Origin of the sequence: Stenotrophomonas sp. ZAC14A_NAIMI4_1, assembly GCF_003086915.1 — a bacterium.
Taxonomy (GTDB): Bacteria; Pseudomonadota; Gammaproteobacteria; order Xanthomonadales; family Xanthomonadaceae; genus Stenotrophomonas.
Genome location: NZ_CP026002.1, coordinates 4,128,815 through 4,155,570 on the forward strand (window position 1 = coordinate 4,128,815; position 26,756 = coordinate 4,155,570).

The 26,756-nt window shown below is 67.7% G+C and carries 28 protein-coding genes; 13 read left to right on the plus strand and 15 right to left on the minus strand.

What is annotated here, in order from left to right; genetic code table 11:
• Nucleotide 1 precedes the first annotated feature (1 nt).
• The 4 genes from ptsP to C1926_RS18925 all read left to right on the plus strand — a co-directional run bounded on the left by ptsP (nt 2) and on the right by C1926_RS18925 (nt 4,981).
• Nucleotides 2-1,771: a phosphoenolpyruvate--protein phosphotransferase gene (gene ptsP, locus C1926_RS18910; RefSeq protein ID WP_108760258.1), complete on the plus strand. Its 1,770-nt coding sequence runs from the start codon at nt 2-4 to the stop codon at nt 1,769-1,771.
• A gap of 642 nt (nt 1,772-2,413) precedes the next feature.
• Entirely contained in the window at nt 2,414-3,775 is a 1,362-nt protein-coding gene (mgtE, locus tag C1926_RS18915; RefSeq protein ID WP_079220892.1) for a magnesium transporter, read from the plus strand.
• Nucleotides 3,776-3,846: 71 nt separating this feature from the next.
• Complete coding sequence (locus C1926_RS18920; protein WP_108760259.1) at nt 3,847-4,113, plus strand: hypothetical protein; 267 nt, start codon at nt 3,847-3,849, stop codon at nt 4,111-4,113.
• Between the two features lie 70 nt (nt 4,114-4,183).
• On the plus strand, nt 4,184-4,981 hold the full coding sequence (locus C1926_RS18925; protein WP_108760260.1) for a prolyl oligopeptidase family serine peptidase: 798 nt from the start codon (nt 4,184-4,186) through the stop codon (nt 4,979-4,981).
• 142 nt (nt 4,982-5,123) lie between these two features.
• Here the strand turns inward: C1926_RS18925 and C1926_RS18930 are convergent, their stop codons facing one another.
• The 4 genes from C1926_RS18930 to C1926_RS18945 form a co-directional block, all read right to left on the minus strand.
• On the minus strand, nt 5,124-5,588 hold the full coding sequence (locus C1926_RS18930; protein WP_108760261.1) for a transposase: 465 nt from the start codon (nt 5,586-5,588) through the stop codon (nt 5,124-5,126).
• Between the two features lie 518 nt (nt 5,589-6,106).
• Nucleotides 6,107-7,057 (minus strand): aspartate carbamoyltransferase catalytic subunit, encoded by a 951-nt coding sequence (locus C1926_RS18935; RefSeq protein ID WP_108760262.1) that lies wholly within the window; start codon nt 7,055-7,057, stop codon nt 6,107-6,109.
• Nucleotides 7,058-7,073: 16 nt separating this feature from the next.
• The gene (gene ruvX, locus C1926_RS18940) at nt 7,074-7,568 is read right to left on the minus strand and encodes a Holliday junction resolvase RuvX (protein ID WP_108760263.1); all 495 of its coding nucleotides are present in this window, start codon (nt 7,566-7,568) and stop codon (nt 7,074-7,076) included.
• Nucleotides 7,561-8,127, minus strand: coding sequence for a YqgE/AlgH family protein (locus C1926_RS18945; RefSeq protein WP_108760264.1), 567 nt, complete (start codon nt 8,125-8,127; stop codon nt 7,561-7,563). The genes ruvX and C1926_RS18945 overlap by 8 nt, the downstream gene beginning before the upstream one ends.
• Nucleotides 8,128-8,205: 78 nt before the next feature.
• On the opposite strand from C1926_RS18945, the gene C1926_RS18950 reads away from it, so the two are divergent.
• A complete protein-coding gene (locus C1926_RS18950; protein WP_079220885.1) occupies nt 8,206-8,751 on the plus strand; it encodes a DNA-3-methyladenine glycosylase I in 546 nt (181 codons plus the stop codon).
• Nucleotides 8,752-8,836: 85 nt separating this feature from the next.
• Here C1926_RS18950 and C1926_RS18955 read toward each other — a convergent pair whose 3' ends face one another.
• Together C1926_RS18955 and C1926_RS18960 are read right to left on the minus strand one after the other, a co-directional pair.
• Nucleotides 8,837-9,544, minus strand: a complete 708-nt coding sequence (locus tag C1926_RS18955; protein WP_108760265.1) for a YitT family protein — start codon at nt 9,542-9,544, stop codon at nt 8,837-8,839.
• A 317-nt stretch (nt 9,545-9,861) separates the two neighbouring features.
• Nucleotides 9,862-10,074, minus strand: coding sequence for a DUF4287 domain-containing protein (locus C1926_RS18960; protein ID WP_108760266.1), 213 nt, complete (start codon nt 10,072-10,074; stop codon nt 9,862-9,864).
• 349 nt (nt 10,075-10,423) lie between these two features.
• Between C1926_RS18960 and C1926_RS18965 the strand changes: the two genes are divergently transcribed.
• Nucleotides 10,424-11,320: a LysR family transcriptional regulator gene (locus tag C1926_RS18965; protein WP_108760267.1), complete on the plus strand. Its 897-nt coding sequence runs from the start codon at nt 10,424-10,426 to the stop codon at nt 11,318-11,320.
• Nucleotides 11,321-11,404: 84 nt separating this feature from the next.
• On the opposite strand, the gene C1926_RS18970 is transcribed toward C1926_RS18965, so the two are convergent.
• The 4 genes from C1926_RS18970 to C1926_RS18985 all read right to left on the minus strand — a co-directional run bounded on the left by C1926_RS18970 (nt 11,405) and on the right by C1926_RS18985 (nt 15,550).
• Nucleotides 11,405-12,388 (minus strand): aldo/keto reductase, encoded by a 984-nt coding sequence (locus C1926_RS18970; RefSeq protein WP_108760268.1) that lies wholly within the window; start codon nt 12,386-12,388, stop codon nt 11,405-11,407.
• 111 nt (nt 12,389-12,499) lie between these two features.
• Nucleotides 12,500-13,198: a hypothetical protein gene (locus tag C1926_RS18975; RefSeq protein WP_108760269.1), complete on the minus strand. Its 699-nt coding sequence runs from the start codon at nt 13,196-13,198 to the stop codon at nt 12,500-12,502.
• A gap of 66 nt (nt 13,199-13,264) precedes the next feature.
• Nucleotides 13,265-14,416 (minus strand): PilT/PilU family type 4a pilus ATPase, encoded by a 1,152-nt coding sequence (locus C1926_RS18980; RefSeq protein WP_079220879.1) that lies wholly within the window; start codon nt 14,414-14,416, stop codon nt 13,265-13,267.
• A 96-nt stretch (nt 14,417-14,512) separates the two neighbouring features.
• Nucleotides 14,513-15,550 carry a type IV pilus twitching motility protein PilT gene (locus tag C1926_RS18985; RefSeq protein WP_004147099.1) on the minus strand — a complete coding sequence of 346 codons (1,038 nt, stop codon included), beginning with the start codon at nt 15,548-15,550 and terminating at the stop codon, nt 14,513-14,515.
• A gap of 87 nt (nt 15,551-15,637) precedes the next feature.
• On the opposite strand from C1926_RS18985, the gene C1926_RS18990 reads away from it, so the two are divergent.
• Nucleotides 15,638-16,315 (plus strand): YggS family pyridoxal phosphate-dependent enzyme, encoded by a 678-nt coding sequence (locus C1926_RS18990; RefSeq protein ID WP_108760270.1) that lies wholly within the window; start codon nt 15,638-15,640, stop codon nt 16,313-16,315.
• Between the two features lie 15 nt (nt 16,316-16,330).
• Nucleotides 16,331-17,152, plus strand: coding sequence for a pyrroline-5-carboxylate reductase (gene proC / locus C1926_RS18995; protein ID WP_108746089.1), 822 nt, complete (start codon nt 16,331-16,333; stop codon nt 17,150-17,152).
• Between the two features lie 102 nt (nt 17,153-17,254).
• On the opposite strand, the gene C1926_RS19000 is transcribed toward proC, so the two are convergent.
• Nucleotides 17,255-18,127: a LysR family transcriptional regulator gene (locus C1926_RS19000; RefSeq protein ID WP_108760271.1), complete on the minus strand. Its 873-nt coding sequence runs from the start codon at nt 18,125-18,127 to the stop codon at nt 17,255-17,257.
• Between the two features lie 96 nt (nt 18,128-18,223).
• Between C1926_RS19000 and C1926_RS19005 the strand changes: the two genes are divergently transcribed.
• The gene (locus C1926_RS19005) at nt 18,224-18,826 is read left to right on the plus strand and encodes a short chain dehydrogenase (RefSeq protein WP_108760272.1); all 603 of its coding nucleotides are present in this window, start codon (nt 18,224-18,226) and stop codon (nt 18,824-18,826) included.
• Nucleotides 18,827-18,872: 46 nt separating this feature from the next.
• On the opposite strand, the gene soxR is transcribed toward C1926_RS19005, so the two are convergent.
• A complete protein-coding gene (gene soxR, locus C1926_RS19010; protein WP_079220874.1) occupies nt 18,873-19,307 on the minus strand; it encodes a redox-sensitive transcriptional activator SoxR in 435 nt (144 codons plus the stop codon).
• A 29-nt stretch (nt 19,308-19,336) separates the two neighbouring features.
• Here soxR and C1926_RS19015 point away from each other — a divergent pair, with 29 nt between their 5' ends.
• Nucleotides 19,337-20,758: an MFS transporter gene (locus tag C1926_RS19015; protein ID WP_108760273.1), complete on the plus strand. Its 1,422-nt coding sequence runs from the start codon at nt 19,337-19,339 to the stop codon at nt 20,756-20,758.
• Nucleotides 20,759-20,812: 54 nt separating this feature from the next.
• Here C1926_RS19015 and C1926_RS19020 read toward each other — a convergent pair whose 3' ends face one another.
• Together C1926_RS19020 and C1926_RS19025 are read right to left on the minus strand one after the other, a co-directional pair.
• Entirely contained in the window at nt 20,813-22,834 is a 2,022-nt protein-coding gene (locus C1926_RS19020; RefSeq protein WP_108760274.1) for an alpha/beta hydrolase, read from the minus strand.
• On the minus strand, nt 22,831-23,808 hold the full coding sequence (locus C1926_RS19025; protein ID WP_108760275.1) for a DUF4105 domain-containing protein: 978 nt from the start codon (nt 23,806-23,808) through the stop codon (nt 22,831-22,833). Before C1926_RS19025 ends, C1926_RS19020 begins: the two co-directional genes overlap by 4 nt.
• Before the next feature lie 172 nt (nt 23,809-23,980).
• Between C1926_RS19025 and C1926_RS19030 the strand changes: the two genes are divergently transcribed.
• Both C1926_RS19030 and C1926_RS19035 read left to right on the plus strand, forming a co-directional pair.
• Complete coding sequence (locus C1926_RS19030) at nt 23,981-24,385, plus strand: GFA family protein (RefSeq protein WP_108760276.1); 405 nt, start codon at nt 23,981-23,983, stop codon at nt 24,383-24,385.
• 341 nt (nt 24,386-24,726) lie between these two features.
• Nucleotides 24,727-24,918: a hypothetical protein gene (locus tag C1926_RS19035; RefSeq protein ID WP_108760277.1), complete on the plus strand. Its 192-nt coding sequence runs from the start codon at nt 24,727-24,729 to the stop codon at nt 24,916-24,918.
• 56 nt (nt 24,919-24,974) lie between these two features.
• On the opposite strand, the gene C1926_RS19040 is transcribed toward C1926_RS19035, so the two are convergent.
• Entirely contained in the window at nt 24,975-25,808 is an 834-nt protein-coding gene (locus C1926_RS19040) for a hypothetical protein (RefSeq protein ID WP_159095154.1), read from the minus strand.
• A 122-nt stretch (nt 25,809-25,930) separates the two neighbouring features.
• Between C1926_RS19040 and C1926_RS19045 the strand changes: the two genes are divergently transcribed.
• A complete protein-coding gene (locus C1926_RS19045; RefSeq protein ID WP_108760279.1) occupies nt 25,931-26,725 on the plus strand; it encodes a hypothetical protein in 795 nt (264 codons plus the stop codon).
• Nucleotides 26,726-26,756 lie beyond the last annotated feature (31 nt).

A 26,756-nucleotide genomic window follows, 5' to 3' on the forward strand; every position in this document is an offset into this window, starting at 1 on the left:
CGTGCCACGCGCACGCGCCGGCCAACCTGCCACCGGCCAACGGCCGGTACAGCTGCTGGCCGGCCACGGCGCTGCACGCGGTTCGGCGATGGGACGCGCGCGGGTTCGCCTGCCGCACGCCCTGGAAGTGGCCGTACAACGCGTCGCGCCACAGCAGGTGGAGGCCGAACTGGTCCGCCTGCATCGCGCGGTGGATGCCGCCCGCGCGGAAATGCACGAACTGCGCCAGCGCCTGCACGGCGCACTGAGCCAGGACGTCGGCGAGTTCCTCGACCTGCATGCCCTGCTGCTGGACGACCCCGAGCTGCTGCACGGCCTGGACGAACTGATACGCAGTGGTCCGTACAGTGCCGGCTATGCGCTGCGCCTGCAGCGTGACCGCCTGGCCAAGGTCTTCGATGGCATGGACGATGCCTACCTGAAGAGCCGCATGGATGACCTGGACCATGTGATCGGCCGCATCCACGCCTTCCTGCAGCCAGAGCGCCCGCCCGTGGTGAAGGGCCTGGCCGGCGAGATCCTGGTCTGCGACAACATCGCCCCGTCCGAACTGGCCCAGCTGCAGTCGCAGGGCGTGGTCGGCATCGTCACCGCCGCCGGCAGCGCGCTGTCGCACAGCGCGATCCTCGCCCGCAGCCTGCACCTGCCGCTCATCGTCAACGTGCAGCAGGTGCTCAGCCGCATCGTCGACGGCGATGTGCTCATCATCGACGGCGCCGACGGCAGCATCACGGTCAACCCGCAGGCCGACAACCTGCGCGACTACCGCGTGCGGCTGAAGGAACACGCGCGCGAGCAGCGTGAGCTCGGCCGCCTGCGCAGCAAGCCCAGCCGTACCCGCGACCAGGTCGACATCGCCCTGCTGGCCAACGCCGAATCGCTGGAAGACGTGACCCAGGCGCATGCGCTGGGTGCACAGGGGCTGGGCCTGTACCGCACCGAATTCCTGTTCCTGCAGCGCAACGAGCTGCCGGACGAAGAAGAACAGTTCCAGACCTACCGCGATGCCGCCCTGGGCATGAGCGGGCGACCGGTGACCATCCGCACCCTCGACCTGGGCGCGGACAAGGCCGACCGCACCGGCCTGACCCTGAGCAACGAGGAAAACCCGGCGCTGGGCCTGCGTGGCGTGCGCCTGTCGCTGGCGCGGCCGAAGGTGTCCGACACCCAGCTGCGCGCGATCCTGCGCGCCTCGGCCTACGGCAAGCTGCGCGTGCTGGTGCCGATGGTCAGCACCCGCGAGGAACTGCTGGCCGTGCGCCGGCGCATGCTCAAGCTGACCGAGCAGCTGCGCGGCGAAGGCCACGTGGTGGCCGAGCACGTGCCGCTGGGCGCGATGATCGAAGTACCTGCCGCTGCGCTGGCGCTGGAGAGTTTCATCGACCTGGTCGACTTCCTGTCGATCGGCACCAACGACCTGGTGCAGTACCTGCTGGCCGCCGACCGCAACAACGAGGCGCTGGGCGAGCTGTATTCGCCGCTGCACCCGGCGGTGCTGCGCCTGTTGCAGATGGTCATCGATACCGGCGCACGCCATCGCATCCCGGTGGCGGTGTGTGGCGAGATGGCCGGCGACGCGCGCATGACCCCGCTGCTGCTGGCGCTGGGCTTGGCCGAGTTCAGCCTGCACCCGGGCACGTTGCTGGAAGTCCGCCGCGCGATCCGCGATGCCGACCTGGCCACCCTGCGCGCACGCGCGCCGAAGCTGCTGGCCGCGCGCGATCGGCGGGGTATCGAACGCTGGTTGGCACTGGTGGCCGAGACACCCTGACTGCGGCGCTGCGCGCTCGCCGGGCACGGCCCGGCGTTACCACCACAACGTGTCCCCATGAAAACCGCACCACTCGCAGCGCTCCTGGTCCTTGCGGCATTCCCCTCATGGGGAAAAGATTGCCCGGCGGAGACTACGGATACGCCAGCCCTTCGGCTCACATCTGGCCTTCAACGGGAGCATCCGGTCATCATCGCTGGCTGCTACCGCGGCACCCGGCACGGACTCTCCCTGCATGACTGCAGCAGCGGTTTTGGGTCTGGTGTCTGGCTGGAGCTTGCAGATGGCTTGGACAAGGATCCGTACGTGGATTCATTCATGACCACTGCTTTCAGGATGCAGGCCCGGAAGGGACTGCCTCCATTGCATGTTCGAGTCAGCGGACAGCTCGAACGGAGTGACGCCTACGTGCCCGGCGGGGTGGCGTTCCGTGCGACCGCGCTGCATTACTTCGAGTCGCCCCCAACATAAGAGCCGGCAAACACCTCCACCGAAGCCCTTGAGGTTGCCGGCCAGCGGCCGGCATTACCAGCACCCGACGGCTATGCGTTGAAACATCCGCTTGCGATAATGACGCGCTGAACACCCCTGTTGCCGCATCCTTGCCGGGATCGCGGCTTTTCTCTTCCCGCGGGAGCTGTGATGGCTGAAGCCGTACGCCACGACAAGACTGCACGCCAGCTGCGGATGCTGTCCGATGCACTGGACAGCGGCCGGCTGGGGCCAGTACGTCGGCTCGTCAACACGCTGGCGCCGGCCGAGATCGGCAACCTGCTCGAATCGCTGCCCCCGGGCAAGCGCGAAGTGGTGTGGGGGCTGGTCGATCCCGAGGACGATGGCGAGGTGCTGGTCCACGTCGGCGAGGAAGTGCGCGAGAGCCTGCTCGCGGACATGGACCCGGACGAAATCATCGCCGCGGTCGAAGACCTGGACATCGATGACCTGGCCGACCTGGTCGAGGACCTGCCCGATACGGTCATCGACGAGGTCCTCAAGTCGATGGACCGCGAGAACCGCGAGCGCCTGGAACAGGTGCTGTCGTATCCCGAGGACAGCGCCGGCCGACTGATGAACCCGGACGTGGTGACCGTGCGCGCCGACGTCAACGTCGACGTGGTGCTGCGCTACCTGCGCCTGCGCGGCGAACTGCCCGACCACACCGATCACCTGTTCGTGGTCAGCCGCCGCCACCAGTACCTGGGCCGCGTGTCGCTGGCCGCGCTGGTCACCCACGAAGACACCACGCCGATCAATCGCCTGATCGACGACGAACAGCCGGCCATCGACGTCGGCGAGAGCGACCAGGAAGTCGCCCGGCAGTTCTCCGACCATGACTGGGTGTCCGCGCCGGTGGTGGACGACAACAACATCCTGCTCGGCCGCATCACCATCGATGACGTGGTGGACATCATCCGTTCGCAGGCCGAGCACCAGGCACTGGGCGCGGCCGGCCTGGACGAGGAAGAGGATCTGTTCTCGCCGATCAAGCGTGCCGTGCGCGGCCGCGTGGTCTGGCTGGGCATCAACCTGTGCACGGCGTTCCTCGCCGCCAGCGTGATCGGCCAGTTCGAACTGACCCTGCAGAAGGTGGTGGCGCTGGCGGTGCTGATGCCGATCGTCGCCGGCGTCGGCGGCAACGCGGCGGTGCAGGTACTGACCCTGATGGTGCGTGGCATCGCGCTGGGCCAGGTGGGCCAGAGCAATGCGCGCATCCTGCTGTGGAAGGAAGCGCGCGTGGCGCTGATCAACGGCACGCTGATCGGCCTGCTGGTCGGCCTGATTGCGTTCCTGTGGTTCCACAGCCTGCTGCTGTCGCTGGTGATCACCCTCGCGCTGATCATCAACTTCCTGGCCGCCGCACTGGCCGGCGTGCTGTTGCCGCTGCTGCTCAAGCGCATGAACGTGGATCCGGCCGTGGCCGGCACCGTGGTGGTGACTGCGGTGACCGACGTGATGGGCTTCTTCAGCTTCCTCGGCCTGGCCACCCTCATCCTGCTGCACTGATTCCCCGCACGGGGTCGGATCCCTGCACAGCAGGGCTCTGACCCGAGCTGCATGACCTTCCGGACGCCATCATGGCCACCACGATTGAAAACTACTTCCAGCCCGGCTGGCGCGACCAGATGCACACCTGTGCCGCCTGCGAATGGAAAGGCAACTCGCGCGCGATGGTGATGGAGCTCGACGAGGACGCCACCGAGTACGACTGCCCGGTGTGCGAGAACCCGCTGCTGGTGGTGCTGCACCCGGACATGGCACAGGTGCAGGCGGCGGCCGCCGAAGGCAACGCCGAGGCGCAGGAACAGCTGGACATCATCGCCAGTTTCCCGCCCCCGCGGTGACGCGCTGCACGATGCCCGGCGCACGCCGAGCGTCTACCATGAAAACGCTTCCAACCCTTGGGGAAACGTCATGGTCCGTCCGTTGCTGCGCTGGCTGCCGCTGCTGTCCCTGTTGATGCTGGCCGCCTGCGCCAGCACGCCCTACAGCGCGCGCGGCCACTTCGAATCCCGTGCGGTGAAAGTGGACGGGCAGACCGCCTACTACCAGGTCTTCATCCCGGCAACGGCCGCGCGCACGCCCGGCTCGCTGCCGGTGGTGCTGTTCCTGCACGGTTCGGGTGAGCGCGGTAGCGACGGCATCAAGCAGACCCATGCCGGCCTGGGGCCCTACCTGCGCGAGCATGCCACCGACTTCCCGGCGCTGGCGGTGTTCCCGCAGGTGCCCGGCGAAGAGGAATGGAGCGGCCACAACAACCGCGTGGCACTGGCCGCGCTGGATGCGGCGATCGCCGAGTTTGGTGCCGACCCGGCGCGGCAGTACCTGACCGGCATGTCGATGGGCGGCTACGGCAGCTGGAACATCGCCCTGGACGAACCGCAGCGCTTCGCCGCGATCGTGCCGGTATGCGGCGCCGTGCTGGCCCCGCGCGCGGTGCGCCCCACCCTGTTCGTCGAACAGGTGGCACACGAAGCTGATCCTTACGCTGCCATCGCCCAGCGCCTGCGGCAGACCCCGATCTGGATCTTCCACGGCGCGCAGGATGACGTCGTGCCCCCGGCCGATGACCGCCGCCTGCATGCCGCTTTCGAGGCCGTCGGCGCGGGCGACGTGCGCTACACCGAATACCCCGACGGCAACCACAACGCCTGGGACGCCACCTACGCCGACCCGGCGATGTGGGCGTGGCTGTTCGCGCAGAAGCGCTGAACCCCAGACCCTGTTGGTGGGCTGTTGGTGGGCTGTTGGTGGGCTGTTGGTGGGCTGTTGGTGGGCTGTTGGTAGGCTGTTGGTGGACTGCTGGTGGACTGCTGCTGGGCTGCTGTTGGTGGGTGCCGACCGTTGGTCGGCACTATCTCTCCGATCCAGCCAATTCCCATCGACACCACGCATGGGGATACTCACCCAGCTGCGTGCTCAATCCTGCCCTGATCGGGTTCCCCAACACGTACATCGCATGTCGAAACAGCGACTCATCAGATCGGATTGCATGATCGTGATAACTCGATTGCCAGAATCTTCCTGACTGGCCGAGCCTGCGGTTGACCTGCAATGCACTGCTCGATTTGAAGCGCTGCATGATGTAGTCCAGCGAGAATGCGCGAAGCTCCACAAGCCAGTGGATGTGATCCGGCATGACGACGTAGGCAAGCGAGTGCGTGAGGCCCTCAGTGTCGATGCGATGGAGAACATCCATCACCAACTGCGCCGCATTGGGATCATCAAAGTAGCGTCGACGCCCATGCGTGACGGTGGTCAGGATGTAGGAGTTCCCTGTCCGGGAATGGCGGCCAAGGCGTAGGCGTGCACGATTCATGAAAGCAAGCTTGTGCCCGCAGACTGTCCTTTCCTATCGGGCTAGCACTTCGATACAGGTAGGGGCAATGCCGACCAACGGTCGGCACCCACCGGGGCAGTTCAGTGCCGTCCAACGGTCGGCACCCACCGGGGCAGTTCAGTGCCGTCCAACGGTCGGCACCCACCGGGGCAGTTCAGTGCCGTCCAACGGTCGGCACCCACCGGGGCAGTTCAGTGCCAACCAACGGTTGGCACCCACCGGGGCAGTTCAGTGTCGACCAACGGTTGGCACCCACCAGGGCAGTTCAGTGCCAACCAACGGTTGGCACCCACCGGGGCAGTTCAGTGCCGACCAACGGCCGGCACCCACCAGGGCAGTTCAGTGCCGACCATCGGTCGGCACCCACCAAGGCAGTTCAGTGCCAACCAACGGTTGGCACCCACCGGGGCAGTTCAGTGCCGACCAACGGTTGGCACCCACCGGGGCAGTTCAGTGCCGACCAACGGTCGGCACCCACCAGGCCCCCCTCAGGCAGATCAGCCCAGCAGGGTTTCCAGCACGGCCATGCGCACGGCAACGCCGTTGGCGACCTGGCGCAGCACCCACGACTGCGGGCCATCGGCCACGTCGTCGGTCACTTCCACGCCACGATTGATCGGGCCCGGGTGCAGCACCGCTGCATCCTTGCCGGCACGGGCCAGGCGTTCGGCGTTCAGGCCGTACTGGGCGTGGTACTGCTCCAGCGACGGCACCAGGCCTTCTTCCATGCGCTCGCGCTGCAGGCGCAGCATCATCAGCGCGTCCACGCCCTCCAGCATCGCGTCGAAATCATCACCGACCACGCAGCCCTTCAGGGTCGCGTCGTCGGGCAGCAGCGACTGCGGGCCGCACACGCGGATCTCGCCCACGCCCAGCGTGCGCAGTGCATGCAGGTCGGTACGGGCCACGCGCGAGTGCTTCACGTCGCCGACGATCACGACCTTCAGCTTCGAGAAATCCGGGCCCTTGGCCTGGCGCAGGGTCAGCATGTCCAGCAAGCCCTGTGTCGGGTGCGAGCTGCGGCCGTCGCCGGCGTTGACCAGGGCAGTGCCCTCGCCTGCCGCTGCGGCCAGCGCGGCGACCGCGCCGTCATCGGGGTGGCGCACGACGAAGCCGCGCACGCCCATCGCTTCCAGGTTCTTCAGCGTGTCGCAGGCGGTCTCGCCCTTGCGCGTCGACGACGTGGAGGCATCGAAGTTCAGCACGTCCGCGCCCAGGCGCTGGGCGGCCAGCTGGAACGAGCTGCGGGTGCGAGTGGAGGGTTCGAAGAACAGCGTGCACACCGCCGAACCGGCCAGCACCTGGCGCTTGTTGCCGACGCGGCCGACGGCGGCATCGCGGATCTGCCCTGCCCGGTCGAGCAGCTGCAGCAGGGTTTCGCGCGGCAGGCCCTCAAGGGTCAGCAGGTGGCGCAGGCGTCCGGAAGCATCAAGTTGCTGGGCAGTCATGGCGGGAGTCGTGCAGTCAGGGGATGGGGGTGGCGTCGTCAGGGGACGACAGCCAGCGGTCGATGATCACCGCCGCGGCCACGGCGTCGAGGGCGGCCGCATCACGGCGGCGCTTGCGCCCTTCGGCGCGCTCGACGGCGAAGCGGCGGGCGGCCTCGACCGAGCTGGAACGCTCGTCGATCATCGCCACCGGCAGCTTGAAGCGTTCCCGCAGCTGGCGGGCGAAGCCCTGCGCGCGCTTGCGGTTGGGCTGGTCCTGGCCATCCAGGGTGAGCGGATCGCCCACCACCAGGCCGTCGGGCTTCCATTCCTTCAGCAGGCGCTCGATCGCGGTCCAGTCCGGGCCGTTGCCATGCACATCGACCACGGCCACCGCGCGCGCATGCGCCGCAAAGGCACTGCCGATGGCCACGCCGATACGACGCGAGCCGACATCGAACCCCAGCACGGTGCCATCGCGGCGGATGGCCGGGGCGGCAGGAGTCGTGGCGGGCGCGGCCGGCTCAGACATGGCCGCTGTAATCGGTCAGCCGGAACAGGTCCACGCCGATGCGCGAGGCCGCACCCTGCCAACGCTGCTCCAGTGGCAGCTGGAACACCAGTTCGGCATCGGCCGGCACGGTCAGCCAACTGTTCTCGGACAGCTCGCTTTCCAGCTGCCCGGCGCCCCAGCCGGCACAGCCCAGAGTGACCACGGCATTGGCCGGGCCTTCACCGCGGGCCATGGCCTCGAGGATGTCGCGCGAAGTGGTCAGGTACAGGCCCTCGCCCACGCGCAGGCTGGAATCCCAGTCGCGCGCGTCGTCGTGGATGACGAAGCCGCGCTCGGGATGCACCGGGCCGCCATTTAGCACCGTGCGCGCCTGCAGCTCGCCATCACCGGTGGTGATGTCCATCTGCGAAAGCACTTCGCCCAGCGTGTATTCGGAGGGCTGGTTGACCAGCACGCCCATCGCCCCGTTCTCGTCGTGCTGGCAGATCAGCGCGACGCTGCGGGCAAAGGTCGCGTCGATCAGCGACGGCAGCGCGACGAGCAGGTGATCGGCAAGGGAGGTAGGCGTTACAGACATGGCGCCATTCTAGCCGGTGGGCGCCTCCGGCGCCTGCACGCCGCGCATAATGGGGTGCCCGCCCGCCAGGAGAACAGCTTGTCCGGATACTGCCGCATCGCCCCGGGCCACCCGGTGCATGAGTTCTACCACGCCAATGAATACGGCTTCCCGCAGCGTGACGAGCGCGAGCTGTTCGAACGGCTGGTGCTGGAAATCAACCAGGCCGGGCTGAGCTGGGAAACCATCCTGAAGAAGCGCGAGGGTTTCCGCGCGGCCTACGATGGCTTCGACGTGGACCGCGTGGCGGCCTACGCCGAGCAGGACATCGAGCGCCTGCTGTCCGACGCCGGCATCATCCGCAACCGGCTGAAGGTGCTGGCCGCGATCCACAACGCGCAGGTGATCCAGCAGTTGCGGGCCAGCCACGGCAGCTTCGCCGCGTGGCTGGACGCGCACCACCCGCGCAGCAAGGCCGACTGGGTGAAGCTGTTCAAGAAGACGTTCCGCTTCACCGGCGGCGAGATCACCGGCGAGTTTCTGATGAGCCTGGGCTACCTGCCCGGCGCGCATGCCGAGGACTGCCCGGTGCATGCGCAGCTGTTGAAGCTGGCGCCGCCGTGGGTGCAGACGGCTGGCCGCTGACGCACATCCGCCGGGCATGGCCCGGCGCTACCACGTGGTGGTTCCGGTAGCGCCGGGCCATGCCCGGCGAACGCGGTGTATGGGTTTACACGCCCATGTAGCGGCCGGGGCGGTGGTTGAACATCAGCACCAGGCTGAGCACCACCGCGCCGATCGCCGAGTACATCACCTTCGACGGTGACAGCACGAAGAAAGCGGCCACCATCAGGCAGGCATCGAAGGACATCTGCACCTTGCCGGCACTCCAGCCACGGGTGCGCTGCAGGTACACCGCCAGGATGCCGATGCCGCCCAGGCTGGCGCGGTGGCGGATGAAGAACAGGATGCCCAGGCCGGCCAGCGCGCCGCCGACCAGCGCCGAGTACAGCGGCGCGATATGCGCAAAATCAGCCCAGCGCGGCAGGATGTCGGTGAGCACGCCGCAGGCAGTGACCGCGGCAAAGGTCTTGAGGGTGAATTCCCAGCCCATGCGGCGCACGGACACCCAGTAGAACGGCAGGTTGACCAGCACGAACACCAGGCCGAAGTTCCAGCCCATGGCGTAGTGCAGCAGGAAGGCCGCGCCGGCCATGCCGCCGATCATCAGCCCGCCCTTGGCGAAGATGGCCAGGCCCAGCGAGGCCACCAGCGTGGCCAGGACCATGCCCTGCACATCCTCGGCGACCGAGTGGCGCAGCGCTTTTTCGTCGGCGGGGGTGCCGGCGCTGTCCGGGGGCGGGGTGAGCGGACCGGCAGTGACGAGGTGGCCGTCAGCGTCGTCGCACGGCGCCGGGCCATGGGATTGGAGGGACATTCGGGTGGGGACCGCAGGTGGGGAGCGGTATTAGACACGATCCGGGTGACAGTTGCAGATGAAATCGTTCAGTCAGCGAACGGCGCAGCCCCTCGTGGCTGGGCGGGTTGGTAGCAACAGCCGCGCTTGGCCGGGCGGGGTGGGGGCGCGGGGGACGCCGTGAACCCTTCCATGGGGGCTTGGCCGCGGCATCCATGCCGCGGACACCCCCGCGCCCCCACCCCGCCCGGCCTCTGACAGGTTCCGTGGGCGTCCAGCCACGTAAGATAAAAGAAGAGCAAGAGCGAAAGCGGGTCGCTTCGCTCGGTTGCGGTAGGTCAGCGCTGGGCGTTGAGGTGGTGGGCGACCAGGGCGTTGGCGTGGCCGTGGCCCAGGCCGTGTTCGCTCTTCAGGTAGCTGACCAGTTCCATGTGCTTCAGGCCCGGCTTCTTCGCCAGCAGGCCCAGCCAGTGCACCACCGGCTGGCCGTAGGTCTTCTCGATGGAGGGAAAGTACGAGGCCGGGCCTTTCGGCTTGGTGTCAGTGCTCATGTGCAGCTCCCGTTGAAAGTCATTCATTCGACGAACCACAGACGCAGAAATCGACATACCCACACGTCTACACAGAATGGGGTCGGAGCCGTGCCGACCAACGGTCGGCACCCACCAAAGCAGAATGCCGTTCCAACAGCTCGCGGGAAACTGTCGAAGGCGGGGTGGGTCCGGTTGAGGGGGTGTGAGCCGGATGGATGCGGCGACCAAGCCCCCATGGATGGGTTCACGGCGTCCCCCTCAACCGGACCCACCCCGCCATCCCACGGAATGCACGCATTTGACGTTGACGCTGACGTTGACGTGGATTCGGCAGGTGCCGGGCGCAGCCCGGCCGTATCATCCCCTCATGCCCCGCGAAAACCTCAACGACCTGCAGGCCTTCGTCCACGTTGCCCGCCAGGGCAGCTTCACCAAGGCCGCCGCCCAGCTCGGCGTCTCCCAGTCGACCCTCAGCCACGCCATGCGCGGGCTGGAGGAGCGCCTCGGCGTGCGCCTGCTGACCCGCACCACCCGCAGCGTATCCACCACCGAAGCCGGCGCCCGCCTGCTCGATACCCTCGCCCCGCGCCTGGCCGAGATCGAGAACGAACTGGCTGCCCTGGCCGAGTACCGCGAACGCCCCGCCGGCACCATCCGCATCAACGCCACCGGCCACGCCGCCGAGTACCTGGCCTGGCCACGGCTGGCACCGCTGCTGCAGCAATACCCCGACCTGAATGTCGAACTGACCGCCGACTACGCGCTGGCCGACATCGTTGCCGAGCGCTACGACATCGGCATCCGCCTCGGTGAACGCCTGGCCCTGGACATGGTGGCGGTGCCGATCAGCCCGCCGCTGCGCATGCGCGTGGTCGGGGCGCCCAGCTACTTCCGCCAACACGCCATGCCCCGCCATCCGCAGGAGCTGGCCGCGCACAACTGCATCACCCTGCGCCTGCCCACCCACGGCGGGCTGATGCCGTGGGATTTCGGCCAGGATGGCAATGAGCTCAGCGTGCGCGTCAGCGGCCAGTGGACCTTCAACACCATGGGCATGACCCGCGAAGCCGCGCTGGCCGGCAGCGGCCTGGCCTGGCTGCCCGAGGACCAGGTGCTGGCCCTGCTGGAACAGGGGCGGTTGCAGTCGGTGCTGGATGACTGGTGCCCGACCTTTGATGGCTACTACGCGTATTACCCCTCGCGCCGCCATGTCAGCGTGGCGATGCGCACGGTGCTGGATGCACTGCGTGGGCCGATGGGGTGAACATAAGGAGTGCGGACCAACGGTCCGCACCCACCGCCAACATTCCGCACCCACCACCAACGGTCCGCACCCACAAAGGCCAGATCAGCCCTTGGCCTGTGCTGCTCGCTGCGCGTTGTAGCGCTCGCCGACGATCGATACCTCTTCCAGCACCTGGGCAATGCGCTGCAGTTCGTCGGCCGACAGCACCAGCTCGGTCGCGGCCAGGTTTTCCTCCAGGCGGTGCACCTTGGTGGTGCCCGGAATCGGCACGATCCACGGTGCCTGCGCCAGCAGCCAGGCCAGTGCCACCTGCGCCGGGGTGGCGCCACGGGCCGCGGCAATGGTGCCGATGCGATCCACCAGCGCCTGGTTGGCGCGGCGGGCTTCCACCTCGAAGCGCGGCACGCTGTTGCGGAAATCGTTGTCGCTGAAGGTGGTATCGGCGGTGATGGTGCCGGTGAGGAAACCGCGGCCGAGCGGGCTGAACGGCACGAAGCCGATGCCCAGTTCCTGCAGGGTGGGCAGCAGCTCGCGTTCCGGCTCGCGCCACCACAGCGAGTACTCGCTCTGCACTGCGGCCACCGGCTGCACCGCATGCGCGCGGCGCACCGTCGCGGCACTGGCCTCGGACAGGCCGAAGTGGCCGACCTTGCCTTCGGCAATCAGGTCACGCACGGTGCCGGCCACATCCTCGATCGGCACGTTCGGGTCCACGCGGTGCTGGTAGAACAGGTCGATGTGGTCGGTGCGCAGGCGCTTGAGGCTGGCCTCGGCCACTGCGCGGATGTTTTCCGGGCGGCTGTCCAGGCCGGTATCGGTGCGGGCGTCCTTGAAGCCGAACTTGGTGGCGATCACCAGCTTGTCGCGGTACGGCGCAAGCGCCTCGCCGACCAGTGCTTCATTGGTGTACGGGCCATAGACCTCGGCGGTATCGAAGAACGTTACGCCGCGCTCGACCGCGGCGTGCAGCAGGGCGATGCCCTGGCTGTGCTCGACCGGCAGGCCGTAGCTGTGGCTCAGGCCCATGCAGCCCAGGCCAAGGGCGGAGACCTTCAGGCCGCTGCGGCCGAGTTCACGTGTCTGCATCGTCATGCTCCAGAGGGGGAACGACGACGATACGCCCCTCCCCCCGCTGGATTGAACGACCTGGATGGCAGTCGGTCATGACTGGATTTCATCAATCCACCCTCGTACCGGTCACTCCATGGCCTGCAGGGCGTCGGTGCATCCGGCCAGTTCGACCATCATCCTGCCGGCGGTGCGGAACGTCACATCCTGCGGCACCCACCGCGCGAACCAGCGCTGCTCATCGTCCACCACGGACTCGAACGTCCACGTTGAACCATCGAGCCCTGCGCTCGAATCTTCGCCCTGCAGGCGCGCGAACGCAGCGGTGACGGTCTTCCATTCCTGCGCACTCAACGCGCGTGGCGGAGGGCACGTCCAACCGTTGATGATGATGCTGGAGGGGTGCCCGGGCGAGGATCCGGGAATCTCCCACGCGCGCGCACTGCGGCCGACAATCCACGCCTGGCCGGCGGCGTTGCGCTGCGCGCGTATCACCACGCCCGGGAAGAAGGAGGGCGACCAGACGAAACGATAGGCCTGGACCGGAACGTGGCCACAGCGGAAGGACGGCTCAGGCAGGCCCGGCAGATCCCGCAGATGGACAGCGTACGAAGCCCTCGCAAAGCCGGTGAAATCATGGAACGGCAGCGGCTCGCGGCTTTGCGCCTGTGAAGGCGGAGGCAGCAGGTACCAGGCGTGCGCCAGCGGATCGCCGCAGCTTTCGGCCGCGGCTGGCGCGGCGGGCCCGGACGTGCGGGCACACCCGGCCTGCAGCACGACGATTGCCAGCACCACGCTCGCCGTTACCACGCTCGTCGTCACACGCATGCAGGCCTCCCTGGCCGATTCATGGCGGTCATCCCGAAGCAGAGGGCGCCCGCAGGCGCCCAGCGGTCAACGGACCTCGGAAATCTCCACGCCATCCAAACCCTGCGACAGGGTGCGGGCATCGCCGCCCTGGCTGAGCTTGATGCGCAGGCGCACTTCGTTCTGCGAATCGGCGTAACGCAGCGCGTCCTCGTAGCTGATCTCGCCGGCCTGGTACAGCTCGAACAGGCTCTGGTCGAAGGTCTTCATGCCCAGCTGCACGGACTCCTTCATCAGCTCCTTGAGCTTGTGGATCTCGCCTTCGCGGATGTAATCCTGCACCAGCGGCGTGCCCAGCAGGATTTCCATCGCCACCTTGCGCGAACGCCCATCGGGCGAAGGAATCAGCTGCTGCGCGACCACGCCCTTGAGGTTCAGCGACAGATCCATCAGCAGCTGGTTGCGGCGGTCTTCCGGGAAGAAGTTGATGATGCGGTCCATCGCCTGGTTGGCGTTGTTGGCGTGCAGCGTACACAGCACCAGGTGGCCGGTTTCAGCGAAGGCGATGGCGTGGTCCATGCCCTCGCGGGTACGCACCTCGCCGATCATGATCACGTCCGGCGCCTGGCGCAGGGTGTTCTTCAGGGCGGCTTCCCAGCTGTCGGTATCGATGCCGACTTCGCGCTGGGTGATGATGCAGCCCTCGTGCTTGTGCACGAACTCGATCGGGTCTTCGATGGTGATGATGTGGCCGGTCGAGTTCTGGTTGCGGTAACCGATCATCGCGGCCAGCGAGGTCGACTTGCCGGTACCGGTGGCACCGACGAAGAGGATGATGCCGCGCTTGGTCATCGCCAGCGTCTTGATGATCGGCGGCAGGCTCAGTTCTTCCACGGTCGGGATGCGCGTCTCGATGCGACGCAGCACCATGCCCACCTGGTTGCGCTGGTAGAAGCAGCTCACGCGGAAACGGCCGACACCGGCCAGGCCGATGGCGAAGTTGCACTCGTGGGTCTTCTCGAATTCCTCGCGCTGCGCCGGGGTCATCACGTTGAGGACCAGGTCGCGGCTCTGCTGCGGGGTCAGCGGCGTCTGCGTGATCGGCGAGATCTTGCCGTTGACCTTGATCGCCGGCGGCATGCCCGCGGTGATGAACAGGTCCGAGGCGCGCTGGTGCGCCATCAGCTTGAGGAAGGAGGTGAAATCGATGGTGCTGGCGGTACTGGCGGTACTGTTCATGGCGGGCTCCCAATGGGCATGTGCCAGAGATCGGTCGGTGGACAGGACATCGCGGGACGGCGGCATGGATGCGCACCGCCCCACCGTTGCCTCGCCTTACTCGAACAGACGCTTGTCCTTGGCGTACTCGCGCGCCTGGTTGCGGGTGATCAGGCTGCGCTTGACCAGGTCCTGCAGGTGCTGGTCCAGGGTCATCATTCCGTACTGCTGGCCGGTCTGGATGGCCGAGTACATCTGCGCGACCTTGTCTTCGCGGATCAGGTTGCGGATGGCCGGGGTGCCGACCATGATTTCCCACGCCGCCGTACGGCCGCCGCCCACCTTCTTCAGCAGCGCCTGCGAAATGACCGCGCGCAGCGATTCGGACAGCATCGAGCGCACCATCGGCTTTTCGCCGGCCGGGAACACGTCGATGATGCGGTCGATGGTCTTGGCCGCCGAGCTGGTGTGCAGGGTGCCGAACACCAGGTGGCCGGTTTCCGCGGCGGTCAGCGCCAGGCGGATGGTTTCCAGGTCACGCAGTTCGCCCACCAGGATGATGTCCGGATCCTCACGCAGCGCCGAGCGCAGTGCTTCGTTGAAGCCGTGCGTATCGCGGTGCACTTCGCGCTGGTTGATCAGGCACTTCTGCGAGGTGTGCACGAATTCGATCGGATCCTCGACGGTGAGGATGTGGCCGTATTCGTTCTTGTTGATGTAGTCGATCATCGCTGCCAGCGTGGTCGACTTGCCCGAACCGGTCGGGCCGGTCACCAGGATCAGGCCCTGCGGCTGCTGGATCACCTCGCGGAACAGCGGCGGGCACGCCAGGTCCTCCAGGGTCAGCACCTCGGAGGGAATGGTACGGAACACCGCACCGGCGCCGCGGTTCTGGTTGAAGGCGTTGACACGGAAGCGCGCCAGCGACGGGATCTCGAAGGAGAAGTCGACTTCGAGGAATTCCTCGTAATCGCGCCGCTGCTTGTCGGACATGATGTCGTACACCAGCGCATGGACCTGCTTGTGGTCCAGGGCCGGGATGTTGATCCGGCGAACATCGCCGTCCACGCGGATCATCGGCGGCAGGCCTGCAGACAGGTGCAGGTCGGACGCTTTGTTCTTTACGGAAAACGCCAACAGCTCGGCGATATCCATGAGCGGCTACTCCCCAATAACGGCTTCGACTGGAAGGATCTTTCCCCTGGCGGCAGTATAGCCTCCTGTCACACTGGAACGCGTTACGTGGCCACTGCCCTGCCCGAGATCCTGAGCAATCTGCACAACGCCGCCGAGGCCGCCGGGCGGCCACCGCCGCGCCTGCTGGCGGTTTCCAAGAGCCAGCCGACCGAGGCCGTGGCGGCCCTGGCTGCGCAGGGCCAGCGCGCCTTCGGCGAAAACTACGTGCAGGAAGCCCTGGCCAAGATGCAGGCGCTGCAGACGCTGGGGCTGGAATGGCACCTGATCGGCCACCTGCAGTCGAACAAGGCCGAAGCCGTGGCCAGCCACTTCGACTGGGTGCAGAGCGTGGACCGGCCCAAGCTGGTAAGCGCCCTGGCCCGGTACCGCCCGGCCGGCCGCGGGCCGCTGAACGTGCTCATCCAGGTCAACATCGACGATGAAGGCAGCAAGCACGGCTGCGCACCGCAGGACGTGGACGCGCTGGCCGCGGCCATCAGCGCCGAGCCTGCGCTGTGCCTGCGCGGGCTGATGGCCATTCCGGCACCGTGGCCGGAGGCCGAGCGCCGCCGCGATGCCTTCGTGCGCATGCACGCCCTTTTCCAGACGCTGGCCGCGCGCCATCCGCAGGTGGACACCCTGTCGATGGGCATGAGCAGCGATTACGCCGAGGCCATTGCCGAAGGTGCCACCCTGGTGCGCATCGGCACCGCCCTGTTCGGTGCGCGTCCGCGCCCGGCCTGAACCAAGGAATCCCGCATGACAGTTGAATCGATCACCTTCATCGGCGGCGGCAACATGGCCCGCAGCCTCATTGCCGGACTGGTCCGCCAGGGCGTGCCGCCGGCGCAGATCCACGTGGCCGAGCCGGTGGCCGTGCTGCGCGAGGCCCTGGCCGCCGATTTCGGCGTGCAGACCCACGACAACGCCGCCGATGCCGCTGCCCAGGGCCAGACCTGGCTGCTGGCGGTGAAGCCGCAGGTGCTGCGCGAGGTCTGCCAATCGCTGCAGGCACTGGCGCAGGCGCAGGCGCCGCTGGTGGTGTCGATCGCTGCGGGCATCACCAGCGCGCAGCTGCAACGCTGGCTGGGCGGTGCGCTGCCGGTGGTGCGCGCGATGCCCAACACCCCTGCCCTGCTGGGCGCCGGGGTGACCGGCCTGTACGCCACGCCTGCCGTGGATGCGCAGCAGCATGCGCAGGCCGAACGCGTGCTGGCCAGCGCCGGGCGCACGGTGTGGATCGAGGACGAAGCGCTGATGGATTCGGTCACGGCCGTGTCCGGCAGCGGCCCGGCCTATGTGTTCCTGCTGGCCGAAGCGATGGAAGCGGCCGGCATTGCCCAGGGCCTGCCGGCTGATGCGGCCCGCGCGCTGACGGTGCAGACCCTGCTGGGCGCCTCCCGCATGCTGGACGAAGCCGGTGAAAGCCCGGCCGAACTGCGGCGCCGGGTGACCTCGCCCAACGGCACCACCCAGGCCGCCATCGAGAGTTTCCAGGCCGATGGTTTCGAGGCCCTGGTGGCCAAGGCGCTGCGCGCGGCGCAGCAGCGCGGGCGGGAGTTGTCGGCGGCGAATGATTGACCCGTTGGGGTCAGAGCCCTTTGCCTGCGCAAAGGGATCCGACCCCGATGGCGTGTGGCTGGGGTCAGATCCCTTTGCCGTGGCAAAGGGCTCTGACCCCGTTCACCCCACGTGCTGCAGCACGTACTCGATGAAACACTGCAGCCGCGGGCGCGGGCGCCGGTCCGGCAGGTAGATCAGGTGCATCGGCCGCGGCGCCGGCACGTAATCGCGCAACAGCGGCTTCAGGCGCCCGGCTGCGATGTCGGCCGCAAGCAGCGCGGTCGGCTGCAGGATCAGGCCAGCCCCGGCCACCGCCGCTTCGCGCAGCGCATAGCCATCGTTGCTGGACAGCCGCGCCTCCCAGTCCACCTGTTCGCCATTGGCCAGCTGCCAGCCATGGCCGCCACGCCACGCCAGGTGGCTCAGGCAGTCATGTCCGGCCAGGTCGGCCGGCGTGCGCGGCGTGCCGCGCCGGCGCAGGTAGGCCGGTGATGCGCACAGGCTCATCGCATACGGCGGCAGCGGGCGCGCCACCAGTTCCTGCGACGGCAGCGGCCCGACCCGGATCGCCGCATCGAAGCCATCCTCGATCAGGTCCACGCGGCGGTTGCTCAGGTCCAGCTCGATGTTGAGCAGCGGCTGCGCGCGCAACAGCCCCGACAGCAACGGCGCCAGTACGCAGCTGCCCCAGGTGGTGGGCGCGCTGATGCGCAGCAGGCCCTGCGGCTGCCGTTGCAGCCCGGCGACGTCAGCCTCGGCCTGCTGCACCTGTTCCAGTACCTGGCGGCAGCCGGCCAGGTAAGCCGCGCCCGCTTCGGTCAGGCGCTGGTGGCGGGTGTTCCGCTGCAGCAGTGCGGTGCCCAGGTGTGCCTCCAGCTGCTGGATGTACTTGCCGACCATCACCGCCGACACCTGCAACTGCACGGCGGCGGCCGCGAAGCTGCCGTGCTCGGCCACGGCGACGAAGGCCTGCATGCAGCGCAACGTATCCATTGCTAACCCCGGGTTAGGAATGTGCGAATCATACGCCGCTTACCAAACCCGCAACCGGCGGCGCAGACTGGAGCCCTTCCCCTTGAGGACGCCACCATGAAGATCCTGCTTGTCGGTGCCAGCGGCACCCTCGGCCAAGCGGTCGCCCGCCACCTTGGCCAGCACCACGAGATCCTCGCCGCCGGCCGCCGCAGCGGTGCGCTGCGCGTGGACCTGGCCGACGATGCCAGCGTCTCGGCGCTGTTTGCCCAGACCGGGCCGGTCGATGCGGTGATCTCCACCACCGGCAACGTGCATTTCGGCCCGCTGCAGACGATGACCGCCGCGCAGTTCAACAGTGGCCTGCAGGACAAGCTGCTCGGCCAGGTGCGGCTGGCGCTGGCGGCCCAGCATCACCTCAATCCGGGCGGGTCGATCACCCTCACCACCGGCATCATCAGCGCGCAGCCGATCCGCGACGGCGTCAATGCCACGGCGGTCAACCAGGCGCTGGAAGGTTTCGTACGTGCTGCGGCGCTGGAACTGCTGCCGCGCGGCCTGCGCATCAACGCGGTCAGCCCGAACGTGCTGGCCGAATCGCTGGATTCCTACGGCCCTTATTTCCCCGGCTTTGAAGCGGTACCCGCGCAGCGCGCGGCACTGGCCTTCCAGCGCTCGGTGGAAGGCATCCAGAGCGGCGAAACCCTCACCGTCTGGTAACTGCTGCAACCGACGCCGGGCATGGCCCGGCGCTACCGGGCGCGGCTCAGCCCCAGCGCATGGGGCCGTCGCCGCGCTCGCCAAGCACGTCGTCGGGGTTGGCCAGGCGGCAGCGTTTCAGCGACAGGCAACCACAGCCGATGCAGCCGGTCAGTTCATCGCGCAGCAGCTGCAGCATGTGGATGCGTTCTTCCAGTTCCTGCTGCCAGCGCGCGGACAGCCGCGCCCAGTCGGCCTTTGTTGGTGCGCGGCCCTGCGGCAGGGTCTCGAACGCGCGTGCCACCGCCTCCAGCGGCATGCCGACCCGCTGCGCCACGCGGATCACCGCCAGCCGGCGCAGCACGTCGCGCGCATAGCGGCGCTGGTTGCCCGCCGTGCGCAGGCTGCTGATCAGGCCCTTGCGCTCGTAGAAGTGCAGCGCCGATACCGCGACACCGCTGCGGCGGGCCACGTCACCCACGCTCAGTTCCTGTTCCTGCATCGCTTGACCTCAACCATGGTTCAGGTGTCATGCTGCGTCCTTCGCCGCCGGATGACAAGCGCGGCCCGAGTATCCGTCTCCGCATGAACACCCCCTCCACCGCTCCGGCGACGGCCACCGCCGCGCCCGACTCCATCCTCTCGCCCGCCCACCGCGGCACCACCATCGGCATGGTCGTGCTGGTCGCCCTGCTCGCCTTCGAAGCGCTGGCCGTGGCCGCGGCGATGCCCACCGTGGCCGAGGCACTCGATGGCCTGCGCCTGTATGCGCTGGCCTTCGGCGGCACCCTGGCCACCAGCGTGGTGGGCATGACCGTGGCCGGGCGCTGGACCGACCGCAGCGGCCCGGCGCGACCGCTGTGGTGGGGCCTTGCCTGCTTCGTGCTGGGCCTGCTGCTGGCCGGCCTGGCCACGCGCATGGGCATGCTGGTGGCCGGGCGGCTGCTGCAGGGCCTGGGCAGCGGCGCGATTTCGGTGGCGCTGTACGTGATGGTCGGACGCAACTACCCCGAGGCGCTGCGGCCGAAGGTGTTCGCCGCGTTCTCGGCCGGCTGGGTCGTGCCGTCGATGGTGGGACCGGCCCTCAGCGGCATGATCGTGCAGCACCTGGGCTGGCGCTGGGTGTTCCTGGTCGTGCCCCTGCTGGCGATACCGGCGGCGCTGATGCTGCGCCCGGCGCTGGCCCGGCAGGCCCCCGTCGAAACCCGCGAGGGGGACGCTGGCGGCGACGTCGTGCGCTGGGCCGCCGGTGCATCGCTGGCGGCGCTGCTGCTGTACTTCGGTGGGCAGCAACAGGGCGTGCCGGCGCTGGCCTGCATGGCCGTGGCCGTGGCCGGCCTGCTGCTGTGCGGGCACCGCCTGCTGCCACCGGGCACGTTGCGCCTGCGCCGCGGGCTGCCCAGCGTGATTGCACTGCGTGGCGTGGCGGCCGCCGCGTTCTTCGCCTGCGAAGCTTATCTGCCGCTGCTGCTGCAGCGCGAACGCGGCCTGTCGCCGAGCTGGGCCGGCGCGGTGCTCAGCCTGGGCGCGCTGGGCTGGTTCAGCGGCTCCTGGCTGCAGGGCCACCAGCAGCGCGGCTGGTCACGGCAGCAGCTGCTGCGCGTAGGCACGGTGCTGATGACCCTCGGCATCACGGCCACCCTGGCGGTGCTGTTCAACGCGGTGCCGCTGCCGGTCGCGCTGCTCGGCTGGACCATCACCGGCTTCGGCATGGGCATGATTTACGCCAGTCTGTCGGTGCTCACCCTGTCGCTGTCCGCGCCGCAGGAACAGGGCCGCAACAGTTCGGCCCTGCAGCTGAGCGAAGCGCTGTGCGTGGCCACCGCGCTGGCGCTGTCCGGTGCGCTGTTCGCGTTGTTTGTCGAACAGGCGCCCCATACCGGCTATGTGCTGTGCCTGGCCATCACCGTCGGCCTGGCCGTGCTGGCCAGCGTGGTGGCGCGGCGGGTGTGATGGTTGCCCGGGGTCGGATCCGTTTTCGCAGAAAACGGCTCCGACCCCAGCGTGTCACGGCGGGGTAGCAGAACCCACTTCGTCGATGTCACGGTGCAGGATGCGCCGCACTTCCAGCACCGCCTGCGGGCTTTCCTGCACGCTGTGGCCGGAGATGATCACCTTCTCCGACTGCGCGCCCGGCAGGTGCGCGCTCCAGTACGGCACCAGGCCATCGTCGGATTTCTCCAGCGGCAGTTCCGGTTTGCGCTGGGCGATGATCGAGTGGTACTTCAGGCCCGGCTCGATCGGCAGCTGCGCGGCCGCCTTCACGAACGGATCGCTGGCCTTGAGGTTGTCGATGCTGTTGGGGATCTTCGGCTTGGCGGTGCCATCGACCTGCTGCTCGGCCTGCGCCAGCGCCAGGAACACATCCTCGAACTTGCCCAGGATGGTCAGCGGCAGGCGCACCAGCCGCCCGATCAGGCGGCCGACCTTGTTGCCGGCGATATCGGTGCCCTGGTGCGGGGCGGCGATGAAGATCGCGCGCTCCACCTCCGGCTGCGCCTTGAAGTGCAGCAGCGGCCCCAGCTTGCTCTGCACGCGTTTCAGGCGCTCCCCTTTCAGGTCGTAGTTGGCCAGCAGGTCGTTCCACAGCACATCACCCGAATCGCTCACCAGCAGCCGCGCCAGCACGCCGCCCATGCTGTGGCCGATGTAGACCATGTCCTTCGACGCACGCGTGCTGCCGTTGGGATCGAAGTGCTTCAACGTATCGTTGAAGGCAGTGGCGATCTCGTAGCGGTTCAAGGCGATGGGCGCGTTGGTGGGGTAATAGACCTGCCACACCTGGAACTGCCGGCGCAGCTCGGGGTCGCCCATGATCTCGTTGGCCAGGTTCACCCAGGCTTCCGGGCTGCTGGCCAGGCCGTGCAGCATGAAGATGATGCGGCGGTTCGGGTCCCACGGCTGCATCAGGTAGATGTGCGGTTCGCCGATGCCTTCGCTCAGGCCGAACAGCGTGCGCAGCGACTGCGTGGCGAACCCGCTCTGCGCCAGCCACAGGCCGTAGGCCGCGGTGAAGTTGCCGGCCAGCGGCACCTGCTCGCCATGCAGGGTGATACGTTCGGTGGCTTCCGGCGAATAGGCATCCAGTTCGACCCGCCGCGTGCGCATCACGTCGTCCAGGCTGTCACCTTCGAAGCGCAGCAGCGCCGTGACGTTGATCGAGGACATCTCGCTGAACTCGGGCACGCCGTCGTCATGCCGATGGCGGCGGCCGCGTGCCGCGTCATCGTCGTCCACCGCGGACTCGGCCTTGGGGCCATCGGCTGCCACCACCGGCACCACCAGCTTCGGCGGGTCCATCACCATCACCAGCTCGGCACCGAAGCCATCGCGGCGGTAGGTGCTGCGCAGGCCGACGAAGCTGACCGTACCGGCCGGCACCAGCTGCGACGGGATGCTTTTCAGCGCCAGCTGCTGGTAGTTGGCGGCCAACGTCCAGCTGCCGGCAGACATCGGCCGGGTGTAATCCTCGCCGGCCAGCGCCGCCGCACGCGCACGCGCGAACAGCACCACCGCAGCCTTTTCCGCCGCGTAGTTGTAGTAGTCGCGTACCTGCGTCTGCCGGTCTTCGAACGCGCGGTCGGAGGGCGAGCGACCGCTGAAGAACAGGTAGGCGTAGCCGTAACGCGCCGCCTCCAGCCACGCGTCGAGCGCGGCATCGCTCATCGGCGGCTCGCCGGCGGCGTGCTTCTTCGGGGTCAGTGCCAGTGCGGCCTTGACCCACAGTTCGGACAGCGTCGACAGCCGCTGCTCGACATTGAGGTCATCGGTCATCAGCAGCGTGCTGCGGCAGACCAGGAAGTCCTTCTCGCACTGCGATTCATCCAGGCCGGCGGCGCTGAGCGTTTCGCGCGAGGCCGGGCTGAGCTTGCCGGTATTGAGCACGTCGGCGCGCTTGTTCACCAGCGAATCGCTGGAGGCCACCTGCTTGACGGTGACCATGGCACAGCCGCTGCTTGCCAGCAGGACGCACGCCGCCAGCAGCGCCGGCAGCACGCGCTGCCAGCGGATCGGGAAAACAAAGGTCATGGCTGCGGATCCTGCCCGGTGCCGGGAATGCCGCGACGGATCACGGCGGAGAAGTTTTCGCCCGGCGCCATCTGCAGCGCGCGGCCGGTGATGCGGCCCTTGGCCTGCAGTTCGGCATACGGCACGCCGGGCGCCAGCGCACCGACATCCTGTGCGTACTCGGCCAGGTAGCCGGACAGCAGCAGGCGGTAGTCCAGCGGCAGGCCCGGGGCGATGTGCCGGGCCAGGTCGAAGACGATCGTGGTGCAGTTGCTGGTGGCCGTGTTGTAGAAGGCCGGCGCGGCATTCAGCTGCCTGGCCTCATCGAGGTAGGCGGCGAACAGCGCCTTCAGCTGGCCGCGGTCCAGGCCATGCAGGCGGTACAGGTAGACATCCTCGCCCCGCGCATTGGTGCGCGTGCGCAGGATGTCGGTCTCTTCCGAGGCCACCAGGGTCATCTCGAAGCGGCGGAAGAAGCCTCCCAGCGCCGAGAACGATTCACCGCGCTCCTTGCGGATCTCCAGCGAGAACACCAGGTGGCGGCCATCGTCGAAACCGAACGAGACCAGCGTGTGGGCGATGGCCGGGCCCATCCAGTAGGAAAGCACCAGATCGGCCGAGCGCAGCTGGTCCAGGTCGTACTCGCGGCGCACCCAGCGCGCGTCGTAGTCGGTCTCGCTGCGCCAGGTGAAGTCGCGCACATTGTCCAGCACCACGTGGCGGCCATCGAAGGACGCTACGTGCAGGCGCTGCGCCACATCGTCGGCCCAGTCGCGGTCCTGGCGCGGGGTCAGCAGCAGCCACCACAGGCCGGCCAGCACCACCGAGGCCACGTAGAAGCCGCTCCAGCGGCGGGTCTGCATACCGCGCGCCACTGTCCAGCTGGTCCACAGCGCCGCCAGCAGCCACAGCCCGGCCACGCCCGCCGACAGCCAGCCCGGCCCGGGCAGCTGGTAGGCAAACAAGCCGGCCATCCACAGCGCCAGCAGCGCCATGGCACATCCTGTCATCCAACGTCCTGCGGCTCTCACGGGCATCCTGTCGCGTTCGGGGGGCGGCATAGTTAGCCACAAGCGAGCTGATGCTGGCATCACCGGCCCATTCAGCAACGGGCGCCGGCGGCCGGGGCAGCGCATACTGGCCGGGTCACCACCTTCAGGAACAGCGATGGGAATCACCTCTGTAGCCGGTGTTGCGGTACAGCGCCGGCACCGCGCCACCTGCCATTGCGGCGCGGTCGAGCTGCTGCTGGACCTGCCCGACGGCATCGTCGACCCGCGCCGCTGCGACTGCTCGATGTGCCGGCGCCGTGGCGCCATCGCCGCCAGCGTCACCCGCGAGGGGCTGCAGGTGGTGCGCGGCCAGGACCACCTGCGCCTCTACCAGTTCAACACCCACGTGGCCGAGCATTACTTCTGCGGTGTCTGCGGCATCTACACCCATCACCGGCGCCGCTCCAACCCAGACCAGTACGGCTACAACGTGGCCTGCCTGGACGGCATCGATCCCTTCGCGCTGGGCATCATCCCGGTCAACGACGGGGTCAACCACCCGGCCGACCAGACTGCCTAGTGGCGCGTGCGGCGCATGGCCGGGGTGACCTTCTGCCACGGTGCCATGCCGCTGCGCCCTGCCCGTACGGGGCGTTTCAACCAGGGCCTGCGCGGCGGCGGCGGCGGATCGACGGCCATCGGCGGCGGAAGCGGACGGCGGCTGGGCCAGAGATGATCAAGCAGCCACATGGCGGATCTCCGTGGGGGACGGGGATGATCGACTCTAGGCCTGCGGCGGCATGGACCGCGTGAGTCCCTGACGACACGACGATGACATGCCGGGCGACTCAGGCCCGCCCCCGGCTGCAGTTCGGCCAACGTTGCATACGGAAACCACATGCGCTCGAAGTCCAGGCGCCGGTGACCCGATCAATCGAGGCCGATGCGCTGACCGATGGCCGCCTGCAGAAAGTGCCGCCGGCGATGCCACACCAGCAGGGCCGATTTCCGCTGTTGTGGCCGGGCAATCGCTGGCCCAACGCGCGGGTGCAGGGGGTCAACGAGTGCCTGGCCGAACACGTGTTCGACCGCGAGTCAACTCCGTCAGCGTAGATTGCATGGCGACGACTTCGGAAGCCGTCAACGCCTGCCGCCACGCATACGGCTATTCAAACAGGCACCAGATTCCAGCAACCTTCGGGATTGAAGAACAGGTCATCGGCGTCCCGTTGATCTGCTCCCAGCCGCAGTTGAAACACCTGCGCCCTTTCATCAACACTGAAGGTGTGCCCATCGAGCAACGTTGGAGCTTCCACCAAGCGGTAGAAATTGAAGCGATTCATTACATCGGCCGCCGCATCCATGGGAATCTCGCTGGATACCCTGCAATCGGCGAGCCCAAAATGGCGCATCCCGCAGGACGCAAAGAATTCTGCATCTCCGGTAAGAACCACACCGAGACAGTAAAGATCGAACAGGTTGCCGTGCAGTCCGCGTTCCCAGCCCTCCCAGTCATGGGCGTTTCCACTGGATTCGACCTTTACGGCATATCCGCCCAGGTCGCGCAGCAACTGGGTTGTGGCGGCAATCCATTCAACCTGCTCATGCATGAGTCCGTCGAACTCCAGATAAACGACGCTCTCGTGTCGACCGACTTCATCGAGCAGCTCCGGATGCAATCGACCCTGGCCGGCGATGGAGAAAGCTTCGGCCATTTGATCGTAACTTGGTGCGACAACCATTCTGACGTGCCTCCCCTGCCCCACCTCCATCAGTACCCCGCCCAAAAACATGAAGCGGCCCGGCGTTGGCGTGGTAGCGACACGACGCACCAGCTCGTTGTGATCCTTCCACGGGCCCGGAATGCAAAGTACCAATGTGGTCGGCTTGTTCATTGAGGTCCTGTCGAGATTGGCAACAAGCAACAACGTTGCTGCACCACATCCATATGCGTCAATTCCGCAGATGTTGGCTGCAATGGCGATGAAGTCAGATGAGGCCATACGGCAAGTACATCGAGCAGTCTCTGAGACAGTCAACTGATCCAGCTGCAACACAATCATGGTCCAGAAGCGACAACCCGCGCGCGATAGACTGTGCGGCCGTATTGGAAGCAGTTGCGCACATGGCGATCAAACACCTGGACGTACTGAAGCTGCTTGCCGCCGCCGGGCTGGTCGAGGCCATCGACGGCGACGTCAAGCGCTGCGCGCACTGGGCGCGACTTGGCCCTGGGGCGGCCGAGCGCGAACCTGCGCAGATCGGTGCAGAGGTGATGGGAGACGTACTGCTGCGCTGGAACTGCGTCCTGCAGGCCGACCCGGCCGAGGTCGCGCCGCTGCATGTCCACAAGACCGCGTTGGCGCTGGCGGTGTGCCTGCATCGCCAGGGCTTCGCCGATGCGGAACTCACCGACGCAGCGGTTGCGGCGATCGCCGCCTTGAATGCCGCCGTGGCATTGAATGACACGTTCCATCGCCGCAGTGCAGACATCGAAACCCTGCTGCGCAGCCCCGCGTTGATGCCGGCACGCCGCCCCTCGCAGGCGAAAGCGCACACCGCGTGGCGCGCCGGTGACGTGGTCGGCATGCAGGTGGGCGACCGCCACCATGCCTTCCATGTACGGGAGGTCAGCCAGGGTGCGCCCATCGTCGAGTTCTACGACATCGTGCAGGACACGCCGCTGGCATGGGAACACCTGCAGGGCGTCATCGCCCGTGGCGAACGGCTGAACGACGGCCGGGCGTACGTGGACCGGCATGCGCTGTATGGGCTGCAGTACCAGCCCGACCCCGCCCACCAGTTCCGCCTGCTGGCCAGCGGCATCGCGCAGGGGCCGGACAACGCCCACCTTGCCCGGCACAGCGGCCTGTACGCGGTCACCGATGTCTTCCGCATGGCGCGTGAGCTGCTGCCGTAGTCCAGGCCTGCGAAGAATGCACCGCCCGCCG